General features: G+C 73.0%; 7 protein-coding genes. All 7 read right to left on the bottom strand.

Annotated features, from left to right (window positions below; all coding sequences use genetic code 11):
• Nucleotides 1-19: 19 nt before the first annotated feature.
• Nucleotides 20-1,615 carry an alpha/beta hydrolase gene (locus ACWD3O_RS02405; protein WP_451414608.1) on the bottom strand — a complete coding sequence of 532 codons (1,596 nt, stop codon included), beginning with the start codon at nucleotides 1,613-1,615 and terminating at the stop codon, nucleotides 20-22.
• 63 nt (nucleotides 1,616-1,678) lie between these two features.
• Nucleotides 1,679-2,884 (bottom strand): DNA polymerase III subunit delta', encoded by a 1,206-nt coding sequence (locus ACWD3O_RS02400; protein ID WP_451409726.1) that lies wholly within the window; start codon nucleotides 2,882-2,884, stop codon nucleotides 1,679-1,681.
• Between the two features lie 228 nt (nucleotides 2,885-3,112).
• Nucleotides 3,113-6,178 carry a dTMP kinase gene (tmk, locus tag ACWD3O_RS02395; protein ID WP_451414607.1) on the bottom strand — a complete coding sequence of 1,022 codons (3,066 nt, stop codon included), beginning with the start codon at nucleotides 6,176-6,178 and terminating at the stop codon, nucleotides 3,113-3,115.
• Nucleotides 6,179-6,363: 185 nt separating this feature from the next.
• A complete protein-coding gene (topA, locus tag ACWD3O_RS02390; RefSeq protein WP_451414606.1) occupies nucleotides 6,364-9,270 on the bottom strand; it encodes a type I DNA topoisomerase in 2,907 nt (968 codons plus the stop codon).
• A gap of 379 nt (nucleotides 9,271-9,649) precedes the next feature.
• Nucleotides 9,650-11,179, bottom strand: a complete 1,530-nt coding sequence (locus ACWD3O_RS02385) for a DUF7059 domain-containing protein (RefSeq protein ID WP_451414646.1) — start codon at nucleotides 11,177-11,179, stop codon at nucleotides 9,650-9,652.
• A gap of 338 nt (nucleotides 11,180-11,517) precedes the next feature.
• Nucleotides 11,518-12,087, bottom strand: a complete 570-nt coding sequence (locus ACWD3O_RS02380; RefSeq protein WP_451409723.1) for a small secreted protein — start codon at nucleotides 12,085-12,087, stop codon at nucleotides 11,518-11,520.
• Nucleotides 12,088-12,278: 191 nt separating this feature from the next.
• Nucleotides 12,279-14,654, bottom strand: coding sequence for a sodium-translocating pyrophosphatase (locus tag ACWD3O_RS02375; RefSeq protein ID WP_451409722.1), 2,376 nt, complete (start codon nucleotides 14,652-14,654; stop codon nucleotides 12,279-12,281).
• Between the last annotated feature and the right edge of the window lie 11 nt (nucleotides 14,655-14,665).

Genomic DNA, 14,665 nt, shown 5'->3' with positions numbered 1-14,665 from the left:
AACGGGACGTTCCCGCCGGTCAGACGCAGCGCTTGCCCTTCTCCGGCACGGTCCCTTCCAGCAGGTAGGCGTCGACCGCGCCGTCCACGCAGGTGCTACCCCGGCCGTAGGCGGTGTGGCCGTCGCCGTCGTAGGTGAGGAGCCGCCCGGAGGACAGCTGGCCGGCCAGCGCTTCGGCCCAGGCGTACGGCGTGGCCGGGTCGCGGGTGGTGCCGATCACCAGGATCGGGGCGGCGCCCTTGGCCTCGATACGCCGCGCCTCGCCCGTCGGCGCGACGGGCCAGTAAGCGCAGTTCAGCGCGGCCCAGGCCATCGTCTCTCCGAAGACGGGCGAGGCCTTCTCGAACTCCGGGAGCGCCTCGCGGACCTCGTCGGGCGAGGAGAAGGCGGCGGGCAGGTCCAGGCAGTTCACCGCCGCGTTGGCGAACATCAGGTTGCTGTACCGGCCCGCGGGACCGCGCTCGTAGTAGCTGTCGGAGAGCGCCAGCAGCCGGGTGCCGTCCTTCCGCCGCAGCGCGGAGGCAAGGGCGTCGCCGAGCTGCGGCCAGGCCCCCTCGTCGTACATGGCGGCGATCACGCCCATGGTGGCCAGCGACTCGGTGAGCTTGCGTCCGTCGGGGTCGTCGGCCGGCAGCGGGGCGCCGTCCAGCTTGTCGAAGAACTCCTTGAGCGCGCGCCCCACCTCGTCGGGCGTGGACCCCCGGCCGCCGAGCGGGCAGTCGGACCGGCTCACGCAGTCACGGGCGAAGGCCGTGAACGCGGTCTCGAAGCCGGCCGTCTGGTCGAGGTTCAGCCGCCGCGCGGGCAGCGACGGGTCCATGGCGCCGTCCAGCACCAGCCGGCCGACCCGGGACGGGAAGAGCCCGGCGTAGGTCGCGCCCAGGAAGGTGCCGTACGAGGCGCCGACGTAGTGCAGCTTCTCGTCGCCGAGCACCGCCCGCACCACGTCCATGTCGCGGGCCGCCTCCACCGTGGAGACGTGCCGCAGCAGCTTCGCCGAGCGGCCGCCGCAGCCTTCCGCGAAGGTCTTGAACGCCCCCACGAGGGAGTCCGTCTCCGCGGTGTCGTCCGGCGTGAAGTCGGTGCCCGTGTAGCGGTCCATGCCCGGCCCGTCCAGGCAGGTCACCGGCTCGCTGCGGGCCACTCCGCGCGGGTCGACGGCGACCATGTCGTACCGGGCCCGCACCTCGGCGGGGTAGCCCAGTGCCGCGTACCCCTGGAGGTAGTCCACGGCGGAGCCGCCCGGGCCGCCCGGGTTGACCAGCAGCGATCCCAGCCGGCTGCCGGGCCCGGTGGCCTTGGTGCGGGCCACCGCCAGGCGCACCTCTCCGGCGTCGGGCCGCGCGTAGTCCAGCGGCGCCTTGACGGTCGCGCACTGGAAGCCGGGGGCGCCGCACGCCCGCCAGGACGGCTTCTGCTCGTAGAAGCGCGTCAGCTCCGGATTCACCGTGCCCGGGAGCGGAGCCAGGGCCGGCCGGGAGCCCTGGTCCCCGGTGGCACCCTGCCCCGCGGCACAGGCCGTCAGCAGGAGCGCACAGGCCGACAGGGCGGCGCCGACGAGGCGAGCGGCCCGCCTCGGACGGAAGGCGGAACGGGGGCTGCGGCTGATCTCCACCCGGCCACCGTAACTGTCCGCAGCAGCCCTCACGCTCTCTGCCGCGGAAGTGCCCCGGACGGGCTAACCCTCGCGCAGCGCCATGGTCATGGCCTCGACGGCGAGCAGCGGGGGCACGTTGCGGTCCAGCGCCTCGCCGCAGGCGGCGACCGCCTCGATGCGGCGCAGGGTCGACTCGGGGGTGCCGGCGCGGGCCAGCCGCTGCAGGGCGTCCTCGGCGTCCGCGTTGGCGAGCGCGATCCGGGTTCCGAGCTGGAGCGCGAGGACGTCGCGGTAGAAATTGGTGAGGTCGGTGAGCGCCAGGTCGAGGCTGTCCCGCTGGGTGCGGGTGCGGCGGCGCTTCTGGTTGTCCTCCAGGTCCTTCATCACACCGGCCGTGCCCCGCGGAAGCCGCCCGCCCTGGGCCGCGCCCAGCGCCGCCTTCAGTTCCTCGGTCTCCTTGGCGTCGAGCTCCTCGGAGAGTTCCTTGGCGTCCGCCGCCGCCGCGTCCACCAGTTCCTGCGCCGCGCGCAGGGCCCCGCCCACGTCACCGACCCGCAACGGCAGCTTGAGCACGGTGGCCCTGCGCTCGCGGGCCGCCGGATCGGTGGCGAGCCTGCGGGCGCGCTCCACGTGTCCCTGGGTCGCCCGGGCGGCAGCGTGGGCCGCCTCCGGCTCGATGCCGTCCCTGCGGATCAGCAGGTCGGCGACGGCCTCGACCGGCGGCGTGCGCAGGGTCAGCAGGCGGCACCGGGAGCGGATGGTGGGCAGCACGTCGTCGACCGAGGGCGCGCAGAGCAGCCAGACCGTGCGCGGGGCGGGCTCCTCCACCGCCTTGAGCACGGCGTTGGCCGACTTTTCGTTCAGCCGCTCGGCGTCCTCGACCATGATCACCTGCCAGCGGCCGCCCGCCGGTGCGGTGTACGACTTGCGGACGGTGTCGCGCATGTCGCGGACCAGGATCTCGGCGCCGGTCGCCACCACCGTGGAGACGTCGGCGTGGGTACCGATCAGCGCCGTGTGACAGCCGTCGCAGAAACCGCAGCCCGGGACGCCTCCGAGGGCGCGGTCCGGGCTGACGCACTGGAGCGCGGCGGCGAAGGCGCGGGCCGCGTACTCGCGCCCGGCGCCGGGCGGCCCGGTGAACAGCCAGGCGTGGGTCATCCGGGAGGAGGCGGGCGGCGGGGCGCCCTCCTCGGCGGCGGTGACGAGGGCGTCGGCGTCACGGGCCGCCGCCTCGAGATCGGCGATCACCCGTTCCTGGCCCACCAGGTCGTCCCACACGGCCATGGGAACCGCCTTTCGTCATGTCGAACCGCCGCCCTCCATTGTGCGGGCCGGCTCGGACACCGGACTCCGCGGAGCGGGGTCACGCCCCCGGGGCGCGGGCGGCCAGGGGCACGGAGCAACAGAGGCGGGCAGGTTCCGCCTGCGCGGGCCTGCTCCAGGGAGCAGGCATCCGCCCGCACGGGCCGGCTCCCGGGGACGACCCGGGAGCCGCGCCGAAACGGCGCCCCGTCAGCGGCGCCGGCCGCGGCGGCCCTTGCCGTCGTCGCCGTCGTCGTAGGGGCCGAGCAGTTCGTCCGCCAGGCTCGGGAGGCTGTCCATCGGCGTCTGCGCCGCCCAGTCCGACCGCTGCCGATCGCGGGGATCGCCCTCGGCGCCCACCTGCGGAAGCTCCCGGGTGGCGTCGGACTCGTCGATCCGCGGCAGCACGGCCGTGTCGTCGGCGGGCTGGGACACCTGCGGGATCTCCATCGTGGCGTCGTTCTCGGGGACGCGCGGGATCACCGCCGTCTCGTCCTGCGGGGAGACCACCGGGGTGGGCACGGTCAGCGCCTCGTCCTCCTCCGGCTTGGACAGGTCCACGCGGTCCTGCGCACGGGCGCCCGGCTCGGCGTCCGGCCGCGGGCGGGCGTCCCGCTCCGGCTCGGGGGACTTGGTGAGGCGCACCGTCTGCGAGGTCTTCGCGGCCTCGGCGGCGGTCGCGGCGGCCTCGGCCAGGCGGCGGGCCTCCTCGGCACGCACCAGCGCCTCCTCGGCCTGCCGCTGCTTCTCCAGCCTCCGCGCCTCGGCCTCGGCGCGCTGCCGGGCCTGCTCGGCCTCGCGGTTGCGGCGCTCGACCTCCTCCTCGCGGCGGCGGGCCTCCTCGGCCTTGCGGGCCTCCTCCTCGGCGAGCAGCCTGGCCCGCTCCTCCTCGGCCTTGCGCCGCGCCTCGGCCTCCCGGCGGCGGGCCTCCTCGGCCTGCCGCTCGGCCTCGCGCCGCTGCGCCTCCTCGAGCTCGCGCCGCTGACGCTCCTCCTCCTCGGCGCGCAGCCGGGCGAGCTCCTCCTGGCGCTCGCGCTCCAGCCGCTCCTCCTCGGCCTTGCGGGCGGCCTCTTCCTCGGCCTTGCGGCGCGCCTCCTCCTCGGCCTTGCGGCGTGCCTCCTCGCGGGCCTGGATCTCGGCCTCGGAGAGCGGCAGCATCTGGTCGAGGCGGTGACGGATCACCGTGGTCACGCCCTCGGCCTCCTGGCCCGCGTCGACGACCAGGTAGCGGCCCGGGTCGCTCGCGGCCAGCGTGAGGAAGCCGGACCGGACCCGGGCGTGGAACTCGGCGGGCTCGGACTCCAGGCGGTCCGGGGCCTCGGTGAACCGCTCGCGGGCGGTCTCCGGGGCGACGTCCAGCAGCACGGTCAGGTGCGGGACCAGCCCGTTGGTGGCCCAGCGGGAGATGCGGGCGACCTCGGTGGGCGACAGGTCGCGGCCGGCGCCCTGGTAGGCGACGGAGGAATCGATGTAGCGGTCGGAGATCACGACGGCGCCGCGCTCCAGTGCGGGACGGACCACGGTGTCGACGTGCTCGGCACGGTCGGCGGCGTACAGCAGGGCCTCGGCGCGGTGCGAGAGGCCGGCGCTGGAGACGTCCAGCAGGATGGAGCGCAGCCGCTTGCCGACCGGGGTCGCCCCGGGCTCGCGGGTCAGCACCACCTCATGGCCCTTGGCGCGGATCCACTCGGCGAGCGCCTCGGCCTGGGTGGACTTGCCCGCGCCGTCGCCGCCCTCGAGGGCGATGAAGAAACCGTTCGACGCGGGAGCGGCGGCGGGCTCGTCACCCTGGAAGGCGTCCCGGAGGTCGTGCCGCAGCGGCACCCCGGAGCGGTCGTCGGTCTTGGCCAGCACCAGCGCGGCCACCGGCAGCAGCAGCGCGCCGACCAGCATCAGGACGAAGGCGGCGCAGCCGTGCGCGAAGACGAACTTGCCGCTCTCCATGCGGTGCGGACCGATCGCCGCGGCCAGCAGCGGGGCGGCGACGGCGGCCAGTCCGATCACGGCGCGGACCACGGCGTGCAGGTGGTCGGTGAGCCGCGGACGGCGGTACTCCTCGGCCTCCTGGTCGAGGAGGGTGTGCCCGGTGTTGGCGGCGACGCCCGCGCCGGCGCCCGCAAGCGCGGCGGTCAGCAGCATGGTCGCCATGTCGGGCACCAGGCCGGTGGCGAGCAGGGCCACGCCGGTGAAGGTGAGGGCGAGGGCCAGCAGGCGGCGGCGGGAGAGCGCGGGCAGCACCTTGGGAGCGAGACGCACCCCGGCCACGGTGCCGCCGGTCAGGGCGAGCACCAGCAGGCCGTAGGCGACCGGGCCACCGCCGAGGTCTATCGCGTGCAGCACGGCGACGGCGACCGAGGCGGCGATCGCGGCGGCGACCGAGGAGCAGGCGATGACCAGCAGCGGGATGGCGCCGGTGCGGCCCTTGTCGGGGCCGGAGCCGGTGCGCGGGCGGCGCAGGCCCTCCAGCGGCGAGCGGGCGCGCGGGGTGCGGGTCGCGGGCAGCCGGAGCTGCACCAGCACGGAGATCGACGCCGCGAACAGTCCGGCGGCGACGAACGCGGCGAGGCCGACCTGGTGCTCCGTGAACCAGTCGATGCCGGCCCCGAGCAGGTTGCTGATCAGGGTGGTGGTCACCAGGACGGTGGCGGCCAGCGGGAGCGCCGCGACGCTGGTGCGCAGCGAGAGCCGGCGCAGGGCGTCGGAGTGGTCCGGGAGCGGCCGGATGCTGGCGCCCTCCGGCGGCGGGGGCGGCAGCAGCGCGGGCGCGGCGGAGGCCCGGCAAATCGTCCACAGCCGCTCGGCCACACCGGCCAGGAAGGCCGTGACCAGCAGCATGGCGACCGCGGTACCCGGGGTCCACACGATCCACAGCGGCGCCAGGATCAGCAGCACCAGACGGAACCCGTCGGCGCCCACCATGGTCCAGCGGCGGTCCAGCGGACCCTCGGCCGCGGTGAGCGAGGTGAGCGGTCCCAGCAGGACGGCGCCGAAGAGCAGGGTCGAGAGCACCCGGGCGCCCAGCACGCAGGCGACGGTGAGGGCGGCTCCGCGGGAACCGCCGCCGAAGGCGCTCTCGGCGACGGCGGCCTGGAGGGCCAGCATCACCAGAACCAGCAGGGCCAGCAGGTCACCGGTCCCGGAGACGAGGTGGGCGCTCCACAACCGCTTCAGCTGCGGTCGGCCCAGGAGGGACCGCACGGCCCGCTCGCGGGAATCTGCGACCAGGGCGTCGTCGGGGACCGGGGAGTGGGCCGTTGTCTGCTCGGCTCGCGTCATGCGTTCAGCCTATCGGGACGCGCCGACGCCACGGGCCCGGCCTCCGAACGTGCGCGGAGCTGCGCAGACGTTCGGAGGCCGGGCCCCGGGCCGGCATGGTCGGTCGGTGGCGGGTTCGTTCACGGTGACGGGCGAACGGGTCTGCGCCCTCCGCCCAGTTCCCTCGATTCCCGGTACCGCGCCGGTCAGTCCTCGGCGGGCGGTTCGGCCGCCGTCTTCCTGGCCGCGGCGGAAGCGGTGGTCCTCGTGGCCGTGGTCTTCTTCGCCGCCGTCTTCTTCGCCGCGGAAGTGGTGGTCTTCTTGGCCGCCGTCTTCTTCGCGGCGGTCGACTTGGTGGCCGCCGCCTTGGTGGCTGTCTTGGTGGCCGTCTTCTTCGCCGTGGTCTTCTTGGCGGTCTTCTTCGCCGTCTTCTTGGCCGGGCCCTTGGCCCGCTTCTCCGCGAGCAGCTCGAAGCCGCGCTCGGGCGTGATCGTCTCGACGCTGTCGCCGGAGCGCAGGGTCGCGTTGGTCTCGCCGTCGGTGACGTAGGGGCCGAAGCGGCCGTCCTTGATCACCGCGGGCTTGCCGCTGACCGGGTCGTCGCCGAGCTCCTTCAGCGGGGGCTTGGCCGCGGCCCGCCCTCGCTGCTTGGGCTGGGCGTAGATGGCCAGCGCCTCGTCCAGGGTGATGGTGAAGAGCTGGTCCTCCGACTGAAGGGACCGCGAGTCCGTGCCCTTCTTCAGGTACGGGCCGTAGCGGCCGTTCTGCGCGGTGATCTCCACGCCCTCGGCGTCCGTGCCGACCACGCGGGGCAGGGACATCAGCCGGAGGGCGTCGTCGAGGGTGACCGTGTCGAGGGACATCGTCTTGAACAGCGAGGCCGTCCGCGGCTTGACCGCGTTCTTGCCGGTCTTCGGCGTGCCCTCGGGCAGCACCTCGGTCACGTAGGGGCCGTAGCGGCCGGCCTTGGCGACGATGGGGCGGCCGGTCTCCGGGTCCTGGCCCAGCTCGCGGTCACCGCTCGGCTGGGCGAGCAGTTCCTCGGCGAGCTCGACGCTCAGCTCGTCCGGCGCCAGGTCCTCGGGGACGTCGGCCCGCTGGTGGTTCTCGGCGTCCTTCTCCCCGCGCTCCACGTAGGGGCCGTAGCGACCGACCCGGAGCACGATGTCGTTGCCGACCGGGAAGGAGGACACCTCACGGGCGTCGATGGCGCCCAGGTCGGTGACCAGCTCCTTCAGACCGCCGAGGTGGTCGCCGTCGCCGTTGCCGGCGTCGGCGGCGCCGCTTCCGGCCGTCTCACCGCCGGCCTCGCCGAAGTAGAAGCGCCGCAGCCACGGAACCGACTCCGCCTCGCCACGGGCGATGCGGTCGAGGTCGTCCTCCATGCGTGCGGTGAAGTCGTAGTCGACCAGGCGGCCGAAGTGCTTCTCCAGCAGGTTGACCACGGCGAAGGAGAGGAAGGACGGCACCAGGGCCGTGCCCTTCTTGAAGACGTAGCCACGGTCGAGGATGGTCCCGATGATCGAGGCGTAGGTCGACGGGCGGCCGATCTCGCGCTCTTCCAGCTCCTTGACCAGCGACGCCTCGGTGTAGCGGGCGGGCGGCTTGGTGGAGTGGCCGTCGGCGGTGATCTCCTCGGCGGTCAGCGGGTCGCCCTCGGAGACCTGCGGCAGCCGGCGCTCACGGTCGTCGAGCTCGGCGTTCGGGTCGTCGGCGCCCTCCACGTAGGCCTTCATGAAGCCGTGGAAGGTGATCGTCTTGCCGGACGCGCTGAACTCGGCGTCCCGGCCGTCCGCGGCGGTGCCGCCGATCCGGACCGTGACCGAGTTGCCGGTCGCGTCCTTCATCTGGGAGGCGACCGTGCGCTTCCAGATCAGCTCGTAGAGCCGGAACTGGTCGCCCGTGAGGCCCGTCTCGGCGGGGGTGCGGAAGCGGTCGCCGGAGGGGCGGATCGCCTCGTGCGCCTCCTGGGCGTTCTTGACCTTGCCGGCGTAGGTCCGCGGCTTGTCCGGCAGGTACTGGGCGCCGTACAGCTGCGTCACCTGGGCGCGGGCTGCGGCGACCGCGGTCTCCGACAGGGTCGTGGAGTCCGTACGCATGTAGGTGATGAAGCCGTTCTCGTACAGCTTCTGGGCGACCTGCATGGTCGCCTTGGCACCGAAGCCCAGCTTGCGGCTGGCCTCCTGCTGCAGCGTCGTCGTCCGGAAGGGCGCGTACGGGGAGCGGCGGTAGGGCTTGGACTCGACCGAGCGGACCTCGAACCGCGCATTCTCCAACGCGGCCGCCAGGGCGCGGGCGCCGGCCTCGTCGAGGTGGAGGACGTTGGCCGTCCGTGCCTGGCCCAGGGAGTCGAAGTCACGGCCCTGCGCGACCCGCACGCCGTCGACCGAGGCGAGACGGGCCGTCAGGGAGGACGGGTCGGACGGGTCGCCGGATCCGGCGGCGCCGGTGGCGGAGGTGAAGGTGCCGGTGAGGTCCCAGTACTCGGCGGAACGGAACGCGATGCGCTCACGCTCCCGCTCGACCACCAGCCGCGTCGCCACGGACTGGACACGGCCGGCCGACAGGCGCGGCATGACCTTCTTCCACAGCACGGGGGAGACCTCGTAGCCGTAGAGACGGTCCAGGATGCGCCGGGTCTCCTGGGCGTCGACCAGCTTCTTGTTCAGCTCGCGCGGGTTGCGCACGGCCTGCTGGATCGCGTCCTTGGTGATCTCGTGGAAGACCATCCGCTTGACGGGGACCTTGGGCTTGAGGACTTCCTGCAGGTGCCAGGCGATGGCCTCGCCCTCGCGGTCCTCATCGGTCGCGAGGAAGAGCTCGTCGGACTCCCGCAGGAGGTCCTTCAGCTTCTTGACCTGCGCCTTCTTGTCGGCGTTCACCACGTACACGGGCTGGAAGTCGTGCTCGACGTCCACGCCGAGACGCCGTACCTCACCGGTGTACTTCTCGGGCACCTCCGCGGCGCCGTTGGGAAGGTCGCGGATGTGCCCGACGCTCGCCTCGACGATGTAGCCAGGGCCGAGGTAGCCCTTGATCGTCTTCGCCTTGGCAGGCGACTCGACGATGACGAGTCGGCGGCCGCCCTGTGCGGTCTCGCTGGTCGGGGACAACTTCTGCTCTTCTCTCCGGTCGACGCGGGGTCTTCCCCTGGATGCTCCGGCACCCAGGGTTCGGGTCTGGTGACGCTGCGGAGTGTGACGGTACATGCCGTCCCCGTGTCAAACGGGAAAAGCCCACAACGGCCACTCGAACGGTAACCCGACTACCGCCATTCCTGCCGCCCGGACTCCCGAGCCGACCGGGGAGCCGCCGGGCGCGCGGCCCCGTCCGGCCTCCCGGCCTGGGGCGACGTCGCCATCCGGCGTCCCCGTCCGGTCACGCTTTCAAACCGCGCGCCCTCCCCGGCCCGGCGGGACGCCGGATCAGGGACGTTCGGGCGGGCTCGGCCTGTTCAGGCGGGCTGAGCCTGTTCACGCGGGCTCGGCCCGTTCACGCCGGTTCCAGGAAGCCTTGCTCGATCAGCAGCCTGATCTGCGCCGGGGTGCGGTCCCGCAGCGTCACCGGATCCTCACCCATGAGCTGGGCGATGGCGCCCAGGATCCGGCCCGCGCTGAGCGATCCGTCACACACCCCCGCGAACCCCGCTCCGACGGTGTCCACCCTGGTGGCCCGGCGCATGCCCCGGTTCTGCCGGAGCACGACGTGTTCCGGGTCCTCGGCGCCCGGCAGTCCGACCTGTTCCTGGACCACCTCACCGGCCAGCCTGAAGTGGGCCCCGAGCAGGGCGGCGTCGTCGTTGGCACGAAGGTAGTCCACCCGCTCGAAGTGGGCGCGGACCGTGTCGCCGAGCGGCTGCTCGACGGGGTGCGGCCATTCCTCGATGGTGATCGACGGCTCGCTCTCGGCCGCCGCGCTCCGGCGGAGCGTGATCCAGCCGAATCCGACCGACCGGACGTCCCGCGCCTCGAACTCGTCCAGCCAGGCGTCGTACCGGGACTGGTACTCGGCCGGGTCGCCCTGGTGGTCCCCGGCGTCGCGCAGCCAGAGCTCGGCGTACTGGGTGATGTCCTGGACCTCGCGCTGGACGATCCAGGCGTCGCAGCCCCACGGCACCCAGGAGGCCAGCCGGGTCTGCCAGTCCTCGCCGTCGATGTGCTCCCAGTTGGCGAGGAACTGGGCGAAGCCGCCCTCCTTCAGCCGGGCCCCGGACTGCTGGACCAGCGTGCGGCAGAGGTCGTCGCCGCTCATCCCGCCGTCCCGGTAGGTGAGCCGGGCTCCCGGGGAGATCACGAAGGGCGGGTTGGAGACGATCAGGTCGTACGTGTCGTCCTCCGGGAGCGGCTCGAACAGCGAGCCCTCCCGCAGGTCGGCGGCCGGGGCGCCGGAGAGCGCCAGGGTCAGCGCGGTCACGTGGAGGGCGCGGGGGTTCAGGTCGGTGGCCGTCACTCGGGTGGCGTGCCCCGTCGCGTGCAGCGCCTGGATGCCGGAGCCGGTGCCGAGGTCCAGGGCGGAGGCGACCGGGGTGCGGACCGTGATGCCCGCCAGGGTGGTGGAGGCGCCGCCGACACCGAGCACCACGCCCTCGTCCTTGCTGCCGATGCCGCCGGCGCCGCCGACCGCGCACCCCAGGTCCGAGACGATGAACCAGTCCTCGCCGTCGGGCCCTCCGTAGGGCCGGATGTCGACGGTGGCGGCGATCTCGTCCCCGGCGGTCGCCCTCAGCCATCCTGCGTCCAGGCAGTCCTCCACCGGCAGCACCTCGGCGACCCGCTCACGGGGCACCGGCTGCTGGAGGAGGAACAGGCGGACCAGTATCTCCAGCTCCGTGTCGCCGCGCGTGGCGCGCAGCGCGGGGACGATCTCGGCCCGAGCCAGCGCCGCGTAGGCCGGGGCGCCGAGCAGGTCGAGCAGTCCGTCGGCGGTGAAGGCCGCCGCGAGCAGGGCTTCGCGCAGGCGGGCCGCGGCGTCCGGACGGTCGGCGGCCGGCAGGGCGGACAGGGCCGAAGGCCTGGTGTCCATGGGCCTGGTGTCCGCACGCCGGCTGTCCGAGGACTGGGCGTCGTCCGAGGGCTGGGTGTCCGAAGGCTGGGTGTCCGAAGGCTGGGGTGACTGGCTGACGTTGCTCACCGTCCCATTGTCACCGCTCATACCGAACCGGCACGCCGCCTGTGGACGGCGGTGGACGAGACCGGGCCCGGTCTGTGGACGGCCCCGCGCAGGCCCGACGGAGCGTCAGCCTCCTGGGTGAACTCCTGCGCCAGACCCCGGCCCCGGCCTGCCCGACGCCGAACTTCCCGGTCCACAGGGCGGTCCGGGTGCAGGCCCCAGGGCCGGGCTTCAGGCGTCGGGTCCGGGCGTCAGGCGTCGGGGCTCGCGCCGGTGCCTCCGTCGGCCTTGCAGCTCGCCTGGCCGCGCATGGCCTCGCCGACCTCGCCCTCCTCCAGGCGCTTCAGCGCGTCGCTTCCGCTGCCGCTGAGCTTCTGGAGTTCGGTGCCGATCTCCTTGAGTCCGTCGGCGAACTCGGCCTGGTCGTCGGTCTTCAGCTTGTCGACCTGGTTCTTCAGGTCGGCGTAGGAGTCGGCGATGGAGTTGAGCTCCTTCACCGCGTCCTTCTGCTTCTTCTCGCCGTTCTCCACCGCGGGCGGCCCGGCCCGGTCGATCACGCGGCCGATCTGCCGGTAGGCGTCGGACATGTCCTGGAAGGCCTTGGAGTCGGTCTCCTTGACGTCCTTGGGCGGCGCCTTGTCGGAACTCTCCTCCTGGATGGAGGCGTTGGCCGCCTGGATCTTCTTGGCCTGAGGCTGCACACCGTCACAGACCTTCTTGGCCCAGGCGTCGAGTTCTTCGCTGTTGTCGTCACCGCAACCGGACAGCGTCAGCATCAGTGCCGCACCGCCGGCCAGGACGGTCGCGAGCTTCTTCTTCACCGGGTCGGTCCCTTCCGTCGCTCTCGGCCCCGGAACATACACGCCGAGCCCCGGCCGGACGGAGTGCGACCATCCGATTTATGGCATATTGCATCCCTTTGCATCAGCGAGAGAAGATTCACGACCACGATTGGGCAAGCTCCTGCACAGGACGGGCACAAGTGCACGTTGAGATGGAGAGCGACGGGTCGTCAGAGCACGGGACCCACACCCGCGTCCTGCGTGTCGCCCATGGCGATGCCGCGCCGCCGGGACACCCACACGGCGGCCACGACCACTGCCAGTGCCAGCACCGCGATCGCCGCCCGCAGCCCGGTGTTGGCGCCGGAGCCGTAGCCGAGCTGGATCACCGCCGGAGCGATCAGCAGAGCGACCAGGTTCATCACCTTGAGCAGCGGGTTGATGGCCGGGCCGGCGGTGTCCTTGAAGGGGTCCCCCACCGTGTCGCCGATGACGGTGGCCTCGTGGGCCTGGCTTCCCTTGCCCCCGAAGTTGCCGTCCTCGACCAGCTTCTTGGCGTTGTCCCAGGCGCCACCGGAGTTGGCCAGGAACACCGCCATCAGGGTGCCCGCACCGATCGCCCCGGCCAGGAACGCCGCGAGGGCGCCGACCCCGAGCGTGAACCCGACAGCGACGGGGGCGGTCACGGCCAGCAGTCCCGGCGTGGTGAGTTCGCGCAGGGCGTCCCGGGTGCAGATGTCGACGACCCGTCCGTACTCCGGTTTCTCGGTGCGGTCCATGATCCCGGGCCGTTCTCTGAACTGCCGCCGCACCTCGTGGACCACCGCGCCGGCCGACCGGGAGACCGCGTTGACGGCGAGGCCGGAGAAGAGGAAGACGACCGCGGCGCCCACGATCAGACCGACCAGGTTGTTGGGCTGGGTGATGTCCGTGATCAGCGTCAGGGGGGCATCGGGCCCGCTCAGCTTCTCGCCGACCTCGCGCGCGCCGGTGACCACCGCGTCGCGGTAGGACCCGAAGAGAGCCGCCGCCGCCAGCACCGCGGTGGCGATGGCGATGCCCTTGGTGATCGCCTTGGTCGTGTTGCCCACCGCGTCGAGATCGGTCAGCACCTGGGCGCCGGGGCCCTCCACGTCACCGGACATCTCCGCGATGCCCTGCGCGTTGTCGGAGACCGGGCCGAAGGTGTCCATGGCGACGATCACGCCGACCGTGGTGAGCAGGCCGGTGCCGGCGAGGGCGACCGCGAACAGGGCGAGCATCACCGAGGCGCCGCCCAGCAGGAAGGCCCCGTACACGCCGAGGGCGATCAGCAGGGCGGTGTAGACGGCGGACTCCAGGCCGATCGCCACCCCGGCCAGGATCACGGTGGCCGGTCCGGTCAGGGAGGTCCGGCCGATGTCACGCACGGGACGGCGGCCGGTCTCGGTGAAGTAGCCGGTGAGCTGTTGGATCAGCGCGGCCAGCACGATGCCGATGGCCACCGCCACCAGGGCCAGCACCCTGGGGTCGCCGGACCTGCCGCTGACGGCCTGGTCGGTCACCCCGTCCAGTTCGGCGTAGGAGGAGGGCAGGTAGACGAAGACGGCGATGGCGACCAGGACCAGCGACACCACCGCCGAGACGAAGAAGCCCCGGTTGATGGCGCTCATGCCACTGCGGTCGGTGCGCCGGGGGGCCACCGCGAAGATGCCGATCATCGCGGTCAGTACACCGATCGCCGGAACCATCAGCGGGAAGGCGAGTCCGGCGTCGCCGAACGCCGCCTTGCCCAGGATCAGCGCGGCCACCAGGGTCACCGCGTACGACTCGAAGAGGTCGGCCGCCATGCCGGCGCAGTCGCCCACGTTGTCCCCGACGTTGTCGGCGATGGTCGCCGCGTTCCGCGGGTCGTCCTCGGGGATGCCCTGCTCCACCTTGCCCACCAGGTCGGCGCCGACGTCGGCGGCCTTGGTGAAGATGCCGCCGCCGACGCGCATGAACATGGCGATCAGCGCCGCGCCCAGACCGAAGCCCTCCAGCACCTTCGGGGCGTCCGCCGCGTACACCAGCACCACGCATGCGGCGCCCAGCAGACCCAGCCCCACGGTGAACATGCCCACCACGCCACCGGTGCGGAAGGCGATACGCATGGCCGTGCGGGTCGCCCTGGCCGTGCTCTCCTCGTCCACGGCGTCCCGGGCGGCGGCCGCGACCCGCACGTTGGTGCGGACGGCCAGCCACATGCCGATGTACCCGGTGGCCGCCGAGAAGGCCGCACCGATCAGGAAGAACGCCGACCGGCCGACGCGCTGCCCCCAGTCGTCCGCGGGCAGCAGGAGGAGCAGGAGGAAGACGGCGACGGCAAAGACAGCGAGGGTGCGCAACTGCCGGGTCAGATACGCCTTGGCGCCCTCCTGCACGGCCGCGGCGATCCGCCTCATGTTCTCGGTTCCCTCGCCGGCCACCAGCACCTGGCGCACCAGCACCCCGGCCACCGCCAGGGCCAGCAGGGCCACCACGGCGATCACCGCGACGATCGCCCGGTTGCCGTCGGTCAGCACCGCGGCGAGTTCGACCTGGCCGACGTGCACCTCGGCCGCGGAAACGAGGGAAAGCCCCGCCATGCGTCCTCCTC

Source organism: Streptomyces sp. NPDC002640, assembly GCF_053592575.1.
Note: the sequence above shows the minus strand (reverse complement) of the source record. Positions and strands in the feature narration are given on the sequence as shown.